The sequence below is a fragment of the Halomonas sp. H10-9-1 genome (assembly GCF_040147005.1).
Lineage (GTDB): Bacteria > Pseudomonadota > Gammaproteobacteria > Pseudomonadales > Halomonadaceae > Halomonas.
This window is the reverse complement of sequence record NZ_JAMSHO010000001.1, coordinates 197,563-212,652: the sequence shown is the minus strand read 5'-3', so window position 1 is coordinate 212,652 and position 15,090 is coordinate 197,563. Positions and strand designations below refer to the sequence as shown.

Sequence of the window (15,090 nt, the reverse complement as noted above, 5' to 3'; positions counted from 1 at the left end):
AGTCGGGTGTCAGGATCTCGACGCCCCAGGTTTCATTTTGCCGGCGGATACCGTTCGGACATCCCCCTCCTCGCTGACCTTGAGTTCCACATTGGGGTCGGGGTCGTTGACCACCATCTCCAGCTCCCTGGTCGCCCTGTCGCGACTGCGCAGGCGACGTATGGTGTTCACGATCATCAGGATAATCACGATGGAGAAGGGGAAGGCGCCGATGATGGTTCCGGTCTGAACCGTATCGACCACCCCGCTGCCCCCCAGGGTGAGCAGTACCGTCGCCACCGCGCCGATGCTGAGCACCAGGACCACGCGGAACCAGGCGCCTGCACGCTTCGGTGCGGAAACGAAGTCCGCCAGGGCGTAGGTGCCGGCATCCAGGGATGTCACGTAGTAGGTCGCCACCAGCACCGTCGCCACCACCAGCAGCAGGCTGCCCACCACCGGGATGGATTCCAGCATCGCGAAGAGACCGCTGGCGACATCCGCATTCACCGCATCGGTGATGCCCCGCCCGCTCTTGTCGTCGTAGTAGATGGCCGCGGAGCCGAGAACGCCGATCCACAGCATGACGATCAGGGAAGGGATCACGGTGACGCCGATGACGAATTCACGCAGCGTGCGTCCTCGGGAGATGCGGGCGATAAAGCCGGCCACGAAGGGCGAGAAGGCGATCACCCAGCACCAGATGAACACCGTCCACCAGCCGTTCCAGCTCTGCTGCCAGGAGGTCAGCGGCTCTGCCGTGCTCGGCGCATCGGTCCAGAAGCTCATGGGCACGAAGTTGGCGAAGTAGGAGCCGAAGGTCTGGGTGACGTTGGAGATGATAAACAGCGTCGGGCCGAAGATGAAGGCGGCCACCACCAGCACGACGCTGAGGATGGAGTTCGTCTCGCTGATCAGGCGCATCCCCTTGCTGATGCCGAAGAACGCCGAGATCGCCGCGGCGGTACCCAGGCCCACGATGACGAACAGCCAGATGGTCGGCCCAGAGGTCACGCCGGTGAATGAGGTGAGACCCGCGGTGAACTGCATGGCGGCAAAGGCGAAGGAGGTGGAGAGCCCCAGGATGGTGGCCATGATCGCCAGTAGTTCCACCACCACGCCGGCACCACCACGCGCCCAGCGCGGCAGCAGGTCCACCGTCGCCTCGCGGAAGGTCAGGGTCTTGCCCAGGTTGTGGTGGGAGTAGGCGAGACACACCGCGACGACGCAGTACATGGCCCAGGCGGTAAAGCCCCAGTGGAAATAGGCCCAGACGATGCCACCGCCGGCCACGTTGCCTTCCATCGCCTGGAAGACCGGGCTCTCGTCACGCAGCATGATCGGCTCGGCCACCGACCAGAAGATCAGGCCGATGCCCTGGCCACAGGCGAAGAGCATCGAGTACCAGGCGAAGTTGCTGTATTCGGGCTTCGCCTTGGGCCCCCCCAGACGGACGCGGCTTCCCACCTTGCTGAACGCCAGCCAGCCGCAGACCGCTACGGCGAACAGTGAGTAGAGGATGAACAGCCAGGTGAAACCACCCGTGACGTAGGTCCTCAGGTCGAAGATGACCGAGGCGACGCCATCGGGATTGCGAAGCACCATCACGATCAGGGCAATGATGGCGATGGGCGGGGCAAACTGGATGACCAGTCGCCCGAAGGGGGGGAGGTCTCGTCCCGTGAACCGTGGGACCGTGACCGGTTCTTTATCTGACATCTTGATACCTCGCTATTATTGTACTTGGCATCATCCCTGACATCTCAGGGCCCCGAGGGTGATTCGGAGCCCATGACAGTGAATCAGTTCAAGTGCGACACGATTCCCGATATACACTCCTCGAGGATCATTTCTCCCTTCTCCGGTGTCGAATTGAGCGGAGAAGACAGGGTCCCGGACGGTGCTACCCAGGAAGGGTCGGGGGGAAAGACATCGTAGGGAGGGAAGGTAGCCGGCTCCACGTCGACAGCCTTCGACATGTCGACGAGCTCAGGGTGAAGCTTGAGCATGATCGACGTCTCCAGCACACCGCCATGCTCAACGGCCCAGCCTGTGAAGCCGTCGGGGAACACCTTCTCGATGGTCTCCTCGCTGATGAAGTCCCAGTAGGAGAGCAGATAGATCTTGATCGAAATGCCTTCGCCCTTGCACTTGTTGACCAGCCTGTCGGCGGCCTCACAGAGGTGCATGGAGTTCTCGAAGTGGCCATTGATCAGGATGAATTCGCGATTGCCATGGTTGACATAGGCCTGCAACACATCGAATACATAGTTCTCAAGCGAGGCGCCCGACACGCAGGTTGTGCCGGGAAAGAAGTTGCCTCCCCCGGATTTTACCTGTGACTTATATCCATAGCTGATGGCGGGCGCTACCAGCATATTTTTGCTTCTTTCCGCCACCTTCTCGCCAATATGGCTGGGAATCAGCACATCGGGATTAAGCGACATATGAGGCCCATGCTGCTCGATGGCCCCCACCGGGAGGATGATTCTGCACTGACCACTTTCCGTCAGCGACTTGTAGGTTACCCAGTCAAGGTTCTCTATCTTGACACTGCTCATCTCATTTCTCCCCGCACGCTATCGTCAAGAAGGGGGAGCAGAGCTCCCCCTTTGTCGTTAAAACATTACTTGATGATATTGTGCTCCGGGCCATACGGGAAACCGGTGATATTGTCGGCTCCATGCTCGTTGACCACCAGGATATCGTGCTCGCGGTAGCCACCGGCACCCGGCAGGCCCTCCGGCACGGTGATCATCGGCTCCATGGAGACCACCATGTTGGGCTCGATCACTGTCTCGATGTCCTCACGCAGCTCCAGGCCCGCCTCGCGGCCGTAGTAGTGGCTCAGGGTGCCGAAGGAGTGGCCGTAACCGAAGGTGCGGTACTTGAGCAGGTCGTGCTTGGCGAAGATCTCGTTGAGCTCATGGGCGATGTCACAGCAACGCACGCCGGGCTTGATCAGCTCCTGACCGCGGCGGTGCACCTCGCAGTTCACCTCCCACAGACGCAGGTGCTCGTCGGAGGCATGGCCGAGGAACATGGTGCGCTCCAGGGCGGTGTAGTAGCCGGAGATCATCGGGAAGGTGTTCAGGCTGAGGATATCGCCGGGCTGCACGCGGCGGCTGGTCACCGGGTTGTGGGCACCGTCGGTGTTGATACCGGACTGGAACCACACCCAGGTATCCATCAGCTCGCTGTTGGGGTAGGTCTTGGCGATCTCGCGCACCATGGCGGCCTGACCGGCCAGCGACACCTCGTACTCCGGCACGCCGGCGTAGATGGCATCCCGCACGGCAACGCCGCCCACGTCGGCGATGCGAGCGCCCTGGCGAATCAGCGCGATCTCCTCGTCGGACTTGACCATGCGCATCTGCATGGTGGGCACGCCGGCGTCGACCAGCTCGACATCACCCAGCGCATCGAGGAGCTTCTGCTTGTTCTGCAGCGTCATGTGGTCGTACTCGACGCCAACGCGACGCTTGCCTTCGCAGAGCTGCTTGACGGCCTTGAAGAAGTTGTCCTTCTGCCAGTCGGTGTAGACGATGTTGTCGCCCAGACGATTGCGGCGATAAGGCTGACCGCCGTCGATGTTGGCGGTCACGGTGGTGAAGCTGTCCTGGGTCACCACCAGGCCGTAGTCGCGGCCGAACTTGCAGTAGACGAAGTCACTGAAGTAGTTGATGTTGTGATAGGAGGTCAACACAACAGCGTCGACCTCGTTCTTCGCCATGTAGTCGCGCAGGCGAGCGAGGCGCCCCTTCATCTCGTTATCGGAGAACGTCGGTACCACTTTCTCGCCGTTGGGAATCTCGATAAGTGACGGCAGTTGCATGTTGTTATCTCCTCTCGTGTCAACGGAATCGTCATACCAGCCAGGCGTTTCCGGCCTCAGATGCCGGTATCGGGACGCCCCTCGCTTGCCATGTTGTACGGGTTACTGCTGGTACGAATGACTATGGCCAAACACCTTCCGTTGCACCAATGACTAGTGCAAATGCCCCCATTGGCGAGCGAAATACGCTTTATATTCAGATGGTTGACAAAAGAAAAGGCTTCAAGGAACTGCTATTGAGAGCCCTGCCGGCGTGCCTCCCGCGGGGAGTGGCCATAGCGCTCGCTGAAGGCCCGCGAAAAGCTGGATGCGGAGGAGAAGCCACTGGCCAGACCAATGGCGAGTACCTCCATGTCGGTCTCGATCAGTAGGTGCCGGGCACGCTCCAGACACTGGCCGAGGTACCAGCTCCGCGGAGTGGTGTCGAGGTGGCGCCTCGACGCCCCGAGCACACCTGGCATTTGTCACGTAGGGTGTACAGAATCCAAGGGAGTCATTATCAAGGTGGCCCAGACAGAAGGCCTCGCCAGCAAAATGCCAACTGGGGAGGCCTCGCCAATTGACTATCCCGCTCTAACTTGGCTAGGGCTGCCTACTCCAACCGAGCGATTCATCCCCAGAAAAGAGTTGATCAACAACGTTATGATAATAACGCCACCACCGAAGAGCGTAGCGCTCGGGGGGGACTCCTTCAGTAACCACCACCCCCAAAGCGTTCCTAGCAGGGCTTCCAGCAGATAGAAAAGCGCCACTTCTGCCGACGGCAGATAACGTGTTGCATTATTGATCAGCACTGTGGCCAATGGCATTTGCACGAGCCCCATCATTGCCAAAACACCATAGCTTTTCAGATCCAGCGCCAGTGGTGATGCCATTGGAAAAGCGACCAGCGCCGATAGCCCTCCCCCTAGGGCAATGAGGGGTATTCGATCCAGCTTCGGATGATGCCTGAGCAAGGTCAGGTTTCCCCCTACGCATGCCGCCGAGGCAAGCGCGTAGATATTTCCGGCCACATCCCACGCCTCCAGTGAACCATAAAATACCCACACGATTCCGAGCATGGCAAACATGATGACGATCCATGTGCGCAATGGCACGGACTCCTTCAGGAAGCACCGCGTGAAAATAGCAGAGAATAGAGGCGCCGCACTGAGGATCACAACAACGTTCGCCACCTTGGTATGAACGACAGCAAGCACGAAGAAAATGGATATCAACCCCAGCAATATGCCAGAAACCAGTGAGACACCGAGTTTTCCACGCAGCGTTTCTAGTCGTTTACCATAACAACACAACAGGCCGAACGATAACCCCATAAGGGCTCCACGCCAAAAGATGACGTCCCAGCCGCTGCCATCAACCAGGCGCACCAACAGACTGTCCAGACTCAGAACAATCACGCCGACAGCCGAAAGAAGCAGTCCGTAACCATGACTATTGATATTATTCATCTCATGACAAAGCTATTGGATAGCTCTCCAGTATTTGGCGTATTGGAAGATGCATTATTTGACATTCCACATGCAGCTCACGAACTAATCCAGGCAACCCGGGAACACCGGCCGTTTTATTCTTGGGTCGCGCTAAACGCACGCAGGTTTCGCAACCACCTCCTTCGGGAACTGAAGGCGGTGCAGGAGATCAGGAAAAAGTGGTGCTGGAGGAGGAAGCCGACCGCCAGCGGCCAAGCCTCTGACGACGCGATCCTGTCGGAAGGGCCCGGCGGGTGGTGGAACGCGGCCTCGGTGACGCGGCAATGGCCACCAGGGCACGAGGCCCGGGTGGCCGGCCAGACAAGCCTCAGTACTCCACCACGACATCGCCCAATGGCTTGCTACAGCAAGACAGGATATAGCCGTCGGCAAGATCCTCCTCTGTAATGCCGCCATTGTGGTCCATGTCCACTTCGCCCGACTTGAGCCCAACCCGGCACGTGCCGCAGATACCCATACCGCACGCCTTGGGAATGTGGAGCCCCAGCTTGGCCGCCGCGGCATGCACCGTCTCGCCCGGCTGTGTCAAGCGACATCAGAAAGTGACCCCCTGGCGACAGTGAAATCTGACCCCCTTACCCTCTGACGACCTGCTCGTCATGGTGGATGGAATCGGGCTTGATCAGCCCGGCCTTGCGCTTGGCGCGCAGTCGGTAACTGTCACCGCGGATGGTGATGACGTGACTGTGATGAAGCAGCCGGTCGAGGATCGCTGTGGCGACCACGGCGTCACCGAACACCTCACCCCACTCGCTGACCGCCCGGTTGCTGGTGACCAGCAGACTGCCGCGTTCATAGCGCCGGGTGACCAACTGGAAGAACAGGTTGGCCGCCCCGGGTTCCAGCGGCAGGTAGCCCAGCTCGTCGATGATCAATAGCTTGGGCTTGGCGAAGTGCCTCAGCCGCTCCTCCAGGGCGCCATTGGCATAGGCCTGGACCAGTTGGGTGATCAGTGCCGTGGCGGTGGTGAACAGCACCGAGTAGCCGGCCTTGACCGCTTCCCGGCCCAGTGCCACGGCGAGGTGGCTCTTGCCCACGCCCGGCGGGCCGAGCAGCAGCAGGGCGTCGCCGTTGGCGATCCAGCGTCCGCAGGCCAGCTCACGGATCTGACCGGGATCGACGGCAGGCTGAGCGCTGAAATCGAACCCTTCCAGAGTGCGCAGGAACGGGAAGCGGGCGATGCTCAGCCCCATCTGGATGCGCCGCTGCTCCTTGTGGGCCACCTCCTGCTCGCACAGGTAGGCCAGCGTCTCGCGCAGGGTCAGTTCCCGGCGTGCGGCTTCGTCGAGCAGCGTGTCGAGCCGCTCGCGGATGGCGGTCAGCTTGAGACGCGTCAGCATGGCGTCCAGGCGCTCAGTCTCCGGCGTCGTCATCACCAGCCACCTCCCACCACGGCTTCGTACTCGGTCAGGTCGCGCTGCAGCGCAGCCGGCGGCAAGGTGGCCACGATCTCGCTGGGCGCCACGACCTCCTCGGTGTCCGCCTTGGGTGATCGGTAGCCGACGATGCCTTGCAGGTGCTCCGACAGGCAGCGCACCTGGCGGCGCCCGCCCAGCTCCGGGTGGCGGGCTACCTCGCGGCCAGCGTGATGTACCCGCAGTTCGCCGTCGGTCACGCTGACCTGAACGGGTTCGCCGATCAGGCGCCAGGGCACGCTGTAGCGGTTGGTGTCGACCTCCACGGTGGCGTCGCGCTGTACCCGGCGGCTCAGTTCACGGGCCTGCTCGAAGGGCGCCCTGTCTTTGAGCGGCTGCAGGCTGGCCTGTTCGGCGATGAAGCGCACCGCCGGCAGCTCTCCGGTGGTGCCGTGGACCCGCTGGTCGGCGATCTCGCGCATCCACCAGCTCAGGTGGGTCTCCATCGCCGCCCAGGCGGCGAAGGTCCGGCCGGCGATAGCATTACGCTTCACGTAGCCAACGCCTCGCTCGTCCTTGCCCTTGGTACGGGCGCGGTACGGCGCACAGGCCACCGGCCGGAACCCCCAGTAACGGGCAAAGGCTGCCAGCCGCTCGTTGAACACGACCTCGCGGGTCGCCGCGTTGTGGTGGTCGACCAGCGCCCGGGCGTTATCCAGCAGCACCTGCTCTGGCACCCCGCCAAAGTGGCGGAAGGCGCCCTCCAGGCCGGCGAACCACGCCGACTGCCGCTCGTGCCGGAAGGCACGGACGTAGAGGCGGCGGGAGTAGCCCAGGGTGGCGACAAACAGGAAGACCTTGACCGACTCCCCATTGATGGTGATGTGGCGGCTGCCAAAGTCGATCTGCAGCTGCTTCCCGGGCGGCGTCTCGAACCTCACCGTGGCCTTGGCTTCGGCGGCCAGTGCCTGGCGGAACGGCGCGCAGGCGCGTTCCACCGTGCGCAGGCTGACCGTGATGCCGTGCTCTAGCTGCAGGTCCTGCAGGACCACGGCGGCGTTGCCGGCATGCTGCAGGAAGCGCGCCTTCAGCCATTCCTCCAGCCCTTCCAGCGACTTGCTGCGCTGCGGGCTCGCGTAGGGTGCCCAGCCGCCCTGGCGCAGGTAGCGTTTGACGGTGTTCCTGCTGATGCCGAGCTCGTCGGCGATGCGCTTGGTGCCCCAGCCACAGGCCTTCAGGCGCAGCATGGCGGCGACATCCTCTGGGCTCTGCATCGGTTCCCCTCGTACCTGAGTGTGGGGAACGTTATATCCGGATTTCTTCATGGGCGGACCCTCCTGATGAGCTCACGGAGGGGTCAATTTTCCGTGTCGCCTGGGGGTCAGTTTTACGTGTCGCCTGACAGGCTGGATACGCACGCTCTTGCCCGAACTGGCGAACTCGACGCTGAGCATATCGGCATAGTCGAGCTCCTCGGCTTCTGCCTCGGCTTGCTCGACCAGCTCCAGCACTTCCTCGCGCACATCCAGCGGCGTGGCGCCGAAAGACTCCTCGTGGTAGTGGTTCATGTCGAAGCCGTTATCACGCAGGATGCGCTTGACCGCGTTCATGTAGGGCGTGGGGCCGCAGCAGAAGATCTCGCGCTCGAGGAAGTCAGGGGCCATGAGCTCCAGCATCGGCTGGGTCAGATACCCGCGATAGCCGGCCCAGGCCTCACCCACATCGTCCTTCTTCTCGCAGACGATATGCAGCTTGAACTCGGGAATCCGGCAGAACATGTGCACCAGCTCACGATGGTAGATGACATCGCGGGGAGCGCGCGCACTGTGGATAAACTCGACGTCGACGTTGGCATTGGTGTCGAAGAACCAGCGAGTCATCGACATCAGCGGCGTGATACCCACGCCCCCGGAAAGGAACAGCACTTTATCGGCCGGGTAGTCGATCGAGTTGAAGTTACCCACCGGGCCATGCACCGCCAGTTCGTCACCGACGGAAAGGTTGTCGTGTAGCCAGTTGGATACCTTGCCGCCCGGCACCCGCTTGACAGTGATCGAGAAGCTGTAGGGCACCGAAGGGGAGCTCGAGATCGTGTAGGAGCGCATGATCGGCTCACCGTCTATCTCCAGCTCCAGAGTCACGAACTGTCCCGGCTTGAAGAAGAAGAGCACCGGCTGTTCGGCCATGAAACAGAAGGTACACACATCCCAGGTCTCCTGAATCACCTTGACGCAGCGCACCAGATGGCGGCCGTTGGTCCAGGTCTGGGTCGTCACCGGATTGAGGAAGTTCATTGTCATCGTCGTCTCGCCAGGGGGTTGAGCAAGGCTGATTAAAGTGGACCCCATCGTCAAGACAGAAAACGAACGGGTTTAAGTTATCGTCTCAGCCATGGTTGCAGCTGCACAGCGCTGCCCTGTGTTTTGGTTCTGTGCGGCATCCTTCTGACGACCGAAGTGGTCAGGAATGGAAGCGCCGCCCCCGAGGCCCGACTGATAAACGTCGTCCGGGGTCTGGTTCTCCAGCGACTGGTGAGGGCGCTGGACGTTGTAGAACGCGAAGTAGTCGGATAGACCGAGGGTCAGCTCGCCGAGGCTCGCATAGCCCTTCAGGTACACGTCTTCATACTTGACCGTCCGCCATAGCCGCTCGACGAAGATGTTGTCGAACGCCCGGCCACGGCCGTCCATGCTGATGGTGACGCCCGCGTCCTTGAGCACTCCCGTGAAGGCCTGGCTCGTGAATTGAGAGCCCTGGTCGCTGTTGAAGATCTCCGGCGCGCCATGCAGCCGCAGAGCGCTTTCCAGAGCATCGACGCAGAAGCCGGCGTCCATGGTATTGCTCAGCCGCCAGCTCAACACCTTGCGGCTGTACCAGTCGATGATCGCCACCAGATACACGAAGCCATGTGCCAGCCGAATGTATGTGACATCGGTGCTCCACACCTGATTCGGGCGTGTGACCGATACGCCGCGTAGCAGGTACGGATAGACCTTGTGGTCTGGGTGCGATTGGCTGGTCATAGGGCCTGGCGCCATGCCTGCCAGCCCCATGTGGCGCATTAGACGCTGAACACGCTTGCGGTTGACCCGAAAGCCACGCCGCCCCAGCTCCACCACCATCCGACGGCTGCCATAGAACGGCCAGCGCGTGTAGATCTCATCGAGCGCGTGGCATAGCTCGATATTCAGATCCGCTGGCACCTTCGGCTGTCGCTGAGCATAAACCGTTGATCTGGCGACGTCTGCCAACGCGCACTGTCGAGCCAGGGGCACCTGGTCGGTCGCATCGATCCAGCTGCGGCGGATCATGGCAGGTTGATCCCGGACTTTTTTTTCAGCCAGTCGAGCTCCATCTTCAGGCGGCCGATCTCCCCGTAGAGCTTCTCGTCGGTCTGATATTCAGGCTTGGGCTTGGGACCCCGCTTCTTGTCGAACAAGGTGGCCGAGTCAGCCAGCAGCGCCTTCTTCCACTGGCCGACCTGGACAGGGTGGACCCCGAATTCCTGCGCGATTTCGTTGGCCGTCTTCAAGCCACGGACCGCCTCCAAGGCGACCTTGGCCTTCAGCTCCGGCGAGTGGGTGTTACGTTTCTGCTTCGACATCTCTGGTCCCTTCGAAATCGGCCTCGGCATATCTTAAACCAGTGTCTTGTTTTCAGGGTCCACTATAGATAGCGCGTCGGCGATCGCTACCAGCGCCGCCTATGGGCATTCTGCGTCTTCTTCCGCAGGCCCGACTGTTCTATCTGCGACATCAGGATATCCATTGGAGCCAAGGGCCTGTATCCCCTTCTCCGGCGGCGTCGTATTGGCACCATTGCGTGTCGCTCGCAGGTATGGACATCCATTCGGCCTGGCGCACACTCCGCATGCGTCCATAGTCTGGCTCCCGCCGGCACCATACCGACCCAACAATAAGGAACCCCCGACATGACCAACTTCTGCCCTGCTCCACATGACGACCCACTGGCCGCCGCGCGCCACGAAGTGGCCGAGAGCTTGCGCCAGCGACGGCCCAACTTCTCGCTGCCACAGCCGTTCTACAACGACGCCCGGGTCTTCGCAGTGGACATGCAGGAGATCTTCGAGAAGGAGTGGCTGTTCGCCGGCATGACCTGCGAGATCCCCGCCAAGGGCAACTACATGACCCTGGACGTGGGCGACAACCCGGTGATCCTGGTGCGCGGCAACGACGGCGCCGTGCACGGCTTCCATAACGTGTGCCGCCACCGCGGCTCACGGCTGTGCCTGCACGAGAAGGGCAAGGTCGCCAAGCTGGTCTGCCCCTACCATCAGTGGACCTATGAGCTCGACGGCCGTCTGCTGTTTGCCGGCAGCGACATGGGCGAGAACTTCGACCTCGCCGCCTACGGCCTTAAGCCGATCCAGGTGAAGAGCGCCGGCGGCTATATCTTCATCAGCCTCTCCGATGCTCCCCCTGCCATCGATGACTTCCTGGCCACCCTGGAGCACTACCTGGAGCCCTACGACATGGCCAACGTCAAGGTGGCCGTGGAGTCCTCCATCGTCGAGCAGGCCAACTGGAAGCTGGTCATCGAGAACAACCGCGAGTGCTACCACTGCAACGGCGCCCACCCGGAGTTGCTCAACGCTCTGCAGGAGTTCGACGATACCGACGATCCGCGCGCCACACCGGCTTACAAGGCCCTCGTCGCCAACAAGCAGGCCGATTGGGAGGTCCAGCGGGTGCCCTGGCAGCTCAAGCGCTTCGGCAAGCAGAATCGTCTGACGCGGACCCCGCTGCGTGAGGGTACCGTGTCCATGACACTAGACGGCAAGGCCGCCTGCCAGAAGCTGATGGGGCGTCTCGAGAGTCCCGACATGGGGTCGCTACGCATCCTGCACCTGCCTAACTCGTGGAACCACTTCATGGGCGATCATGCCGTGGTGTTTCGCGTCATGCCGCTCGGCCCGCAGCAGAGCGTGGTCACCACCAAATGGCTGGTGCACAAGGACGCCGTGGAGGGCGTGGACTACGACCCCGAGCAGATGCGCAAGGTGTGGGATGCCACCAATAACCAGGATCGCCGTCTCGCCGAGGAGAACCAGCGCGGCATCAACTCCAAAGCCTATGAGCCCGGCCCCTACTCCGGGACCTATGAGTTCGGCGTGATCGACTTCATCGACTGGTACAGCGAGCGGCTGCAGGAGAACCTCAAGGAGAACGCCCCGCCGTTGCAGATGGTGCAGGGCTGAACAGCCCCCTCGTCGCCGTGGCGACGAGGGGTGCTTTTGCGCGCCTCACCTGCAATCACTGACGCCCGCTGCCACCGGTATCGACCACGGGGCAAAGGAACTGCTCCAGGGCGTTGCGCACGGAAGGCAGCATCACCTCGCGCCGGCCTTCGAGCTCGGCCACCAGCGCCGCCAGCCCCTCGACGCCGACCTGCTCGTGCATCAGCCGCGCCATGCGCGCGCAGGTCTCGGGACAGGCGTTGTCAGGAATCCGTACTCCCAGCGCCACCAGCCGCTGACGGAAGTCTTCACTATCAAATAGATCCGCAATCATCATCTTTCTACCCTCCCTCTGATTCAGCGCCATCGACGGCCGCTGATGAGTCGACAGGCTCCGCTCGTGACAGCCGGGCCGCCGCATACTTGAACTCGGGGATCTTGCCGAAGGGGTCCAGCGCCGGGTTGGTCAGTACATTGGCGGCCGCTTCGGCATAGCAGAAGGGCACGAAGACCATGCCTTCCTGCATCGCCGGGTCGACGCGTGCCGCCAGGGTGATGCTGCCGCGCCGCGTGGTGATGGTGATTGGATCACCAGGGGCCACGCCCAGCCGACGCAGCTCCGAGGGGGCGAGGCTCGCCACCGCGCCCGGCTCGAGAGCGTCGAGCACGCGGGTGCGGCGGGTCATGGAGCCGGTGTGCCAGTGCTCGAGCTGGCGACCGGTAGTCAACACGGTGGGATACTCCGCGTCGACCGGCTCGTCCGGCGGTAGCGGCAGGGTCGGTGAGAACGTTGCCCGGCCGCTGGCGGTGGGGAAGGACTCGCTGAATACGATGTCCGCCCCCGGGGCGTCGTCCGATGGGCAAGGGTAGGTCACCGAGTGTTCGTGCTCGAGACGCTCCCAGGTGATGTGATCGAGCGAGGGCATGCCGCGGGCCATCTCGGCGAACACCTCCCGGGGATGGCCATAGTCCCAGGCCAGGCCGAAGCGCCGGGCGATCTCCTGGATGATCCACCAGTCGGGCCGGGCCTGGCCCGGCAGCGGTACGGCCTGGCGGCCCAGCTGCACCTGGCGGTTGGTATTGGTGACGCTACCCTCCTTCTCCGACCAGGCGGAAGCCGGCAGTATGACGTCGGCGAACTGCGCCGTCTCGGTGACGAAGAGGTCCTGCACCACCAGGTGCTCGAGCTTGCCCAGGGCCGCCCGGGCATGCTCCAGGTCGGGGTCGGACATCGCCGGATTCTCGCCCTGGATATACATGCCGCGGATGATGCCATCGTGGATGGCGTGCACGATTTCCACCACGGTCAGGCCCGGCTGGTCGTCGAGCGGCGTGTTCCACAACTCCTCGAAAGCGGCACGCAGCTGGCTATCGCCCACCGGCTGGTAGTCCGGCAGCACCATGGGGATCAGGCCGGCGTCGGAGGCGCCCTGTACGTTGTTCTGGCCGCGCAGCGGATGCAGGCCGGTACCGGGGCGGCCGGTGTGGCCACAGGCCAGCGCCAGCGAGATCAGACAGCGAGCGTTGTCGGTGCCATGGGTGTGCTGGGAGATCCCCATGCCCCAGAAGATCATCGCCCGCTCGGCAGTGGCATAGAGGCGGGCCACCTCGCGGATGGTGGCCGGCTCAACGCCGCAGGCCGGGGCCATCGCCTCCGGGGTCATCCCGGCGACGTGCGCCTTGAGCGCCGCGAAGCCTTCGGTATGCTCGGCGATATAAGCCTCGTCGTAGAGGCCCTCACTGATGATGACGTTGAGCAACGCGTTGAACAGCGAGACGTCAGCCCCCGGCGTGAAGCGCACACTGAGATGCGCATAGGCATCCAGCGCCTGGCCACGCGGGTCGAGAATCAGGAACTTGGTACCGCGCTTGGCGGCCTGCTTGAAGAAGGTCGCCGCCACCGGATGGTTCACCGCCGGGTTGCAGCCGGTGAGGATCACCACCTCGGCGTTGGCCGCCTGCATGAACGAGGCGGTCACGGCGCCGGAGCCGATGCACTCCATCAGCGCCGCCACCGAGCTGGCGTGACACAACCGGGTGCAGTGGTCGACGTTGTTGGAGCCGAAGCCGGTGCGCACCAGCTTCTGGAACAGCCAGGCCTCCTCATTGGAGCACTTGGCGCTGCCAAAGCCGGCCAGCGCCTGGGGCCCATGAGCGGCCTTGAGGTCGATGAGCCCCTGGGCGGCCAGGTCCAGCGCCTCGTCCCAGCTCGCCTCGCGAAAATGGGTCAGCGGCTGGGCCGGATCGAATTCCGGGTCGAGCCCCTTGGCGACACCCTCGCGGCGAATCAACGGGACGGTCAGGCGCGCCGCATGGTTGGGGTAGTCGAACCCGAAGCGCCCCTTGACGCATAGCCGCCCCTGATTGGCCGGACCGTCCTTGCCCTCGACGAAGAGGATGCGGTCATCCTTCACGTGATAGGTGAGCTGGCAGCCCACGCCGCAGTAGGGGCAGACGGAGTCTACCTGCCGGTCGGCGACGGCGGAGTCGCCGCGACCCTGCGCATCAACCAGGGTCGCCGGCATCAGTGCCCCGGTGGGACAGGCCTGGACACACTCGCCGCAGGCCACACAGGTGCTGTCGCCCATGGGGTCGTCGAAATCGAAGACGATCTTCGACGCCGCCCCACGGTGCGCCAGGCCGATGACGTCGTTGACCTGGACCTCGCGGCAGGCCCGCACGCAGAGGTTGCACTCGATGCAGGCGTCGAGGTTGACGGCCATCGCCGAGTGGGAGCGATCATGCACCGGCGAGCCGGCCCGCTCGGGGACATGATGGACGGTAGGCGCCTCGCGCTCCGCGCGCCGCGGCAGCCACTGGCGCACGGCGTCGGCGTCGATGGCAAGCGCCTCGGCCATGTCCCAGAAGTGGCTCGAGCGGTCGGGGCCGGCCTCGCGGTCCGGCTGGTCGGCGACCAGCAGCTCCAGCACGCCCTCCCGGGCGGTGCGGGCCCGCTCCGAGGAGGCGCTCTTGACCACCATGCCGGGACGCGCCTCGCGCAGGCAGCTGGCGGCCAGGGTGCGCTCGCCCTCGATCTCCACCATGCAGGCCCGGCAATTGCCGTCGGCCCGGTAGCCGGGGGCGTCCTTGAAGCAGAGGTGCGGGATGGTCTCGCCGGCCCGCTTGGCCACCTGCCAGAGGGTTTCCCCGGGCCGGGCGCTGACGTCCACGCCATCCAGGGTCAGGGTAAAGTCGTCGTTAACGCCTGCGTGGGTCGTCATGGTGTCTCTC

The 15,090-nt window shown here is 63.1% G+C and carries 11 protein-coding genes and 2 pseudogenes; 1 reads left to right on the top strand and 12 read right to left on the bottom strand.

Features of this window, described 5'->3' with window-relative positions; genetic code table 11:
- Positions 1-9: 9 nt before the first annotated feature.
- From NFH66_RS01010 to NFH66_RS00965, 10 genes and pseudogenes are all read right to left on the bottom strand, one after another.
- Entirely contained in the window at positions 10-1,698 is a 1,689-nt protein-coding gene (locus NFH66_RS01010) for a BCCT family transporter (RefSeq protein WP_349607628.1), read from the bottom strand.
- An 83-nt stretch (positions 1,699-1,781) separates the two neighbouring features.
- On the bottom strand, positions 1,782-2,540 hold the full coding sequence (locus tag NFH66_RS01005; RefSeq protein WP_349607626.1) for a creatininase: 759 nt from the start codon (positions 2,538-2,540) through the stop codon (positions 1,782-1,784).
- Positions 2,541-2,605: 65 nt separating this feature from the next.
- Positions 2,606-3,814: a M24 family metallopeptidase gene (locus NFH66_RS01000; protein ID WP_349607624.1), complete on the bottom strand. Its 1,209-nt coding sequence runs from the start codon at positions 3,812-3,814 to the stop codon at positions 2,606-2,608.
- A 233-nt stretch (positions 3,815-4,047) separates the two neighbouring features.
- Positions 4,048-4,275 (bottom strand): helix-turn-helix domain-containing protein, encoded by a 228-nt coding sequence (locus NFH66_RS00995; RefSeq protein WP_349607622.1) that lies wholly within the window; start codon positions 4,273-4,275, stop codon positions 4,048-4,050.
- 102 nt (positions 4,276-4,377) lie between these two features.
- Positions 4,378-5,265 carry a DMT family transporter gene (locus NFH66_RS00990; protein ID WP_349607620.1) on the bottom strand — a complete coding sequence of 296 codons (888 nt, stop codon included), beginning with the start codon at positions 5,263-5,265 and terminating at the stop codon, positions 4,378-4,380.
- 349 nt (positions 5,266-5,614) lie between these two features.
- Positions 5,615-5,827 (bottom strand): annotated as a pseudogene (locus tag NFH66_RS00985) (2Fe-2S iron-sulfur cluster-binding protein); the annotation flags it as partial.
- A 55-nt stretch (positions 5,828-5,882) separates the two neighbouring features.
- The gene (gene istB, locus NFH66_RS00980) at positions 5,883-6,680 is read right to left on the bottom strand and encodes an IS21-like element helper ATPase IstB (protein WP_349607618.1); all 798 of its coding nucleotides are present in this window, start codon (positions 6,678-6,680) and stop codon (positions 5,883-5,885) included.
- The gene (gene istA, locus NFH66_RS00975; protein ID WP_349607616.1) at positions 6,680-7,987 is read right to left on the bottom strand and encodes an IS21 family transposase; all 1,308 of its coding nucleotides are present in this window, start codon (positions 7,985-7,987) and stop codon (positions 6,680-6,682) included. Before istA ends, istB begins: the two co-directional genes overlap by 1 nt.
- A gap of 78 nt (positions 7,988-8,065) precedes the next feature.
- Positions 8,066-8,962, bottom strand: a pseudogene (gene gbcB / locus NFH66_RS00970) (glycine betaine monooxygenase reductase subunit); the annotation flags it as partial.
- A 72-nt stretch (positions 8,963-9,034) separates the two neighbouring features.
- Positions 9,035-10,266, bottom strand: a protein-coding gene (locus tag NFH66_RS00965) for an IS3 family transposase (protein WP_502878658.1) whose coding sequence is annotated in 2 segments (ribosomal slippage) — positions 9,035-9,999 and positions 9,999-10,266 — 1,233 coding nt in all. Because the reading frame shifts where the segments join, the coding sequence is not laid out codon by codon here.
- 327 nt (positions 10,267-10,593) lie between these two features.
- Here NFH66_RS00965 and gbca point away from each other — a divergent pair.
- Positions 10,594-11,880 carry a glycine betaine monooxygenase oxygenase subunit gene (gene gbca / locus NFH66_RS00960; protein WP_349607614.1) on the top strand — a complete coding sequence of 429 codons (1,287 nt, stop codon included), beginning with the start codon at positions 10,594-10,596 and terminating at the stop codon, positions 11,878-11,880.
- Between the two features lie 55 nt (positions 11,881-11,935).
- Here gbca and NFH66_RS00955 read toward each other — a convergent pair whose 3' ends face one another.
- Complete coding sequence (locus tag NFH66_RS00955) at positions 11,936-12,196, bottom strand: hypothetical protein (RefSeq protein ID WP_349607612.1); 261 nt, start codon at positions 12,194-12,196, stop codon at positions 11,936-11,938.
- A gap of 4 nt (positions 12,197-12,200) precedes the next feature.
- Positions 12,201-15,080, bottom strand: a complete 2,880-nt coding sequence (fdhF, locus tag NFH66_RS00950) for a formate dehydrogenase subunit alpha (RefSeq protein WP_349607610.1) — start codon at positions 15,078-15,080, stop codon at positions 12,201-12,203.
- Positions 15,081-15,090: the final 10 nt, after the last annotated feature.

Coding starts and splice junctions, on each gene's coding strand:
- NFH66_RS01005 (WP_349607626.1), bottom strand. CDS start 2,540: ATGAGCAGTGTCAAGATAGAGAACCTTGACTGGGTAACCTACAAGTCG.
- NFH66_RS00955 (WP_349607612.1), bottom strand. CDS start 12,196: ATGATGATTGCGGATCTATTTGATAGTGAAGACTTCCGTCAGCGGCTG.
- NFH66_RS00990 (WP_349607620.1), bottom strand. CDS start 5,265: ATGAATAATATCAATAGTCATGGTTACGGACTGCTTCTTTCGGCTGTC.
- NFH66_RS00995 (WP_349607622.1), bottom strand. CDS start 4,275: ATGCCAGGTGTGCTCGGGGCGTCGAGGCGCCACCTCGACACCACTCCG.
- istA (WP_349607616.1), bottom strand. CDS start 7,987: ATGAAGAAATCCGGATATAACGTTCCCCACACTCAGGTACGAGGGGAA.
- istB (WP_349607618.1), bottom strand. CDS start 6,680: ATGACGACGCCGGAGACTGAGCGCCTGGACGCCATGCTGACGCGTCTC.
- NFH66_RS01000 (WP_349607624.1), bottom strand. CDS start 3,814: ATGCAACTGCCGTCACTTATCGAGATTCCCAACGGCGAGAAAGTGGTA.
- gbca (WP_349607614.1), top strand. CDS start 10,594: ATGACCAACTTCTGCCCTGCTCCACATGACGACCCACTGGCCGCCGCG.
- NFH66_RS01010 (WP_349607628.1), bottom strand. CDS start 1,698: ATGTCAGATAAAGAACCGGTCACGGTCCCACGGTTCACGGGACGAGAC.
- fdhF (WP_349607610.1), bottom strand. CDS start 15,080: ATGACGACCCACGCAGGCGTTAACGACGACTTTACCCTGACCCTGGAT.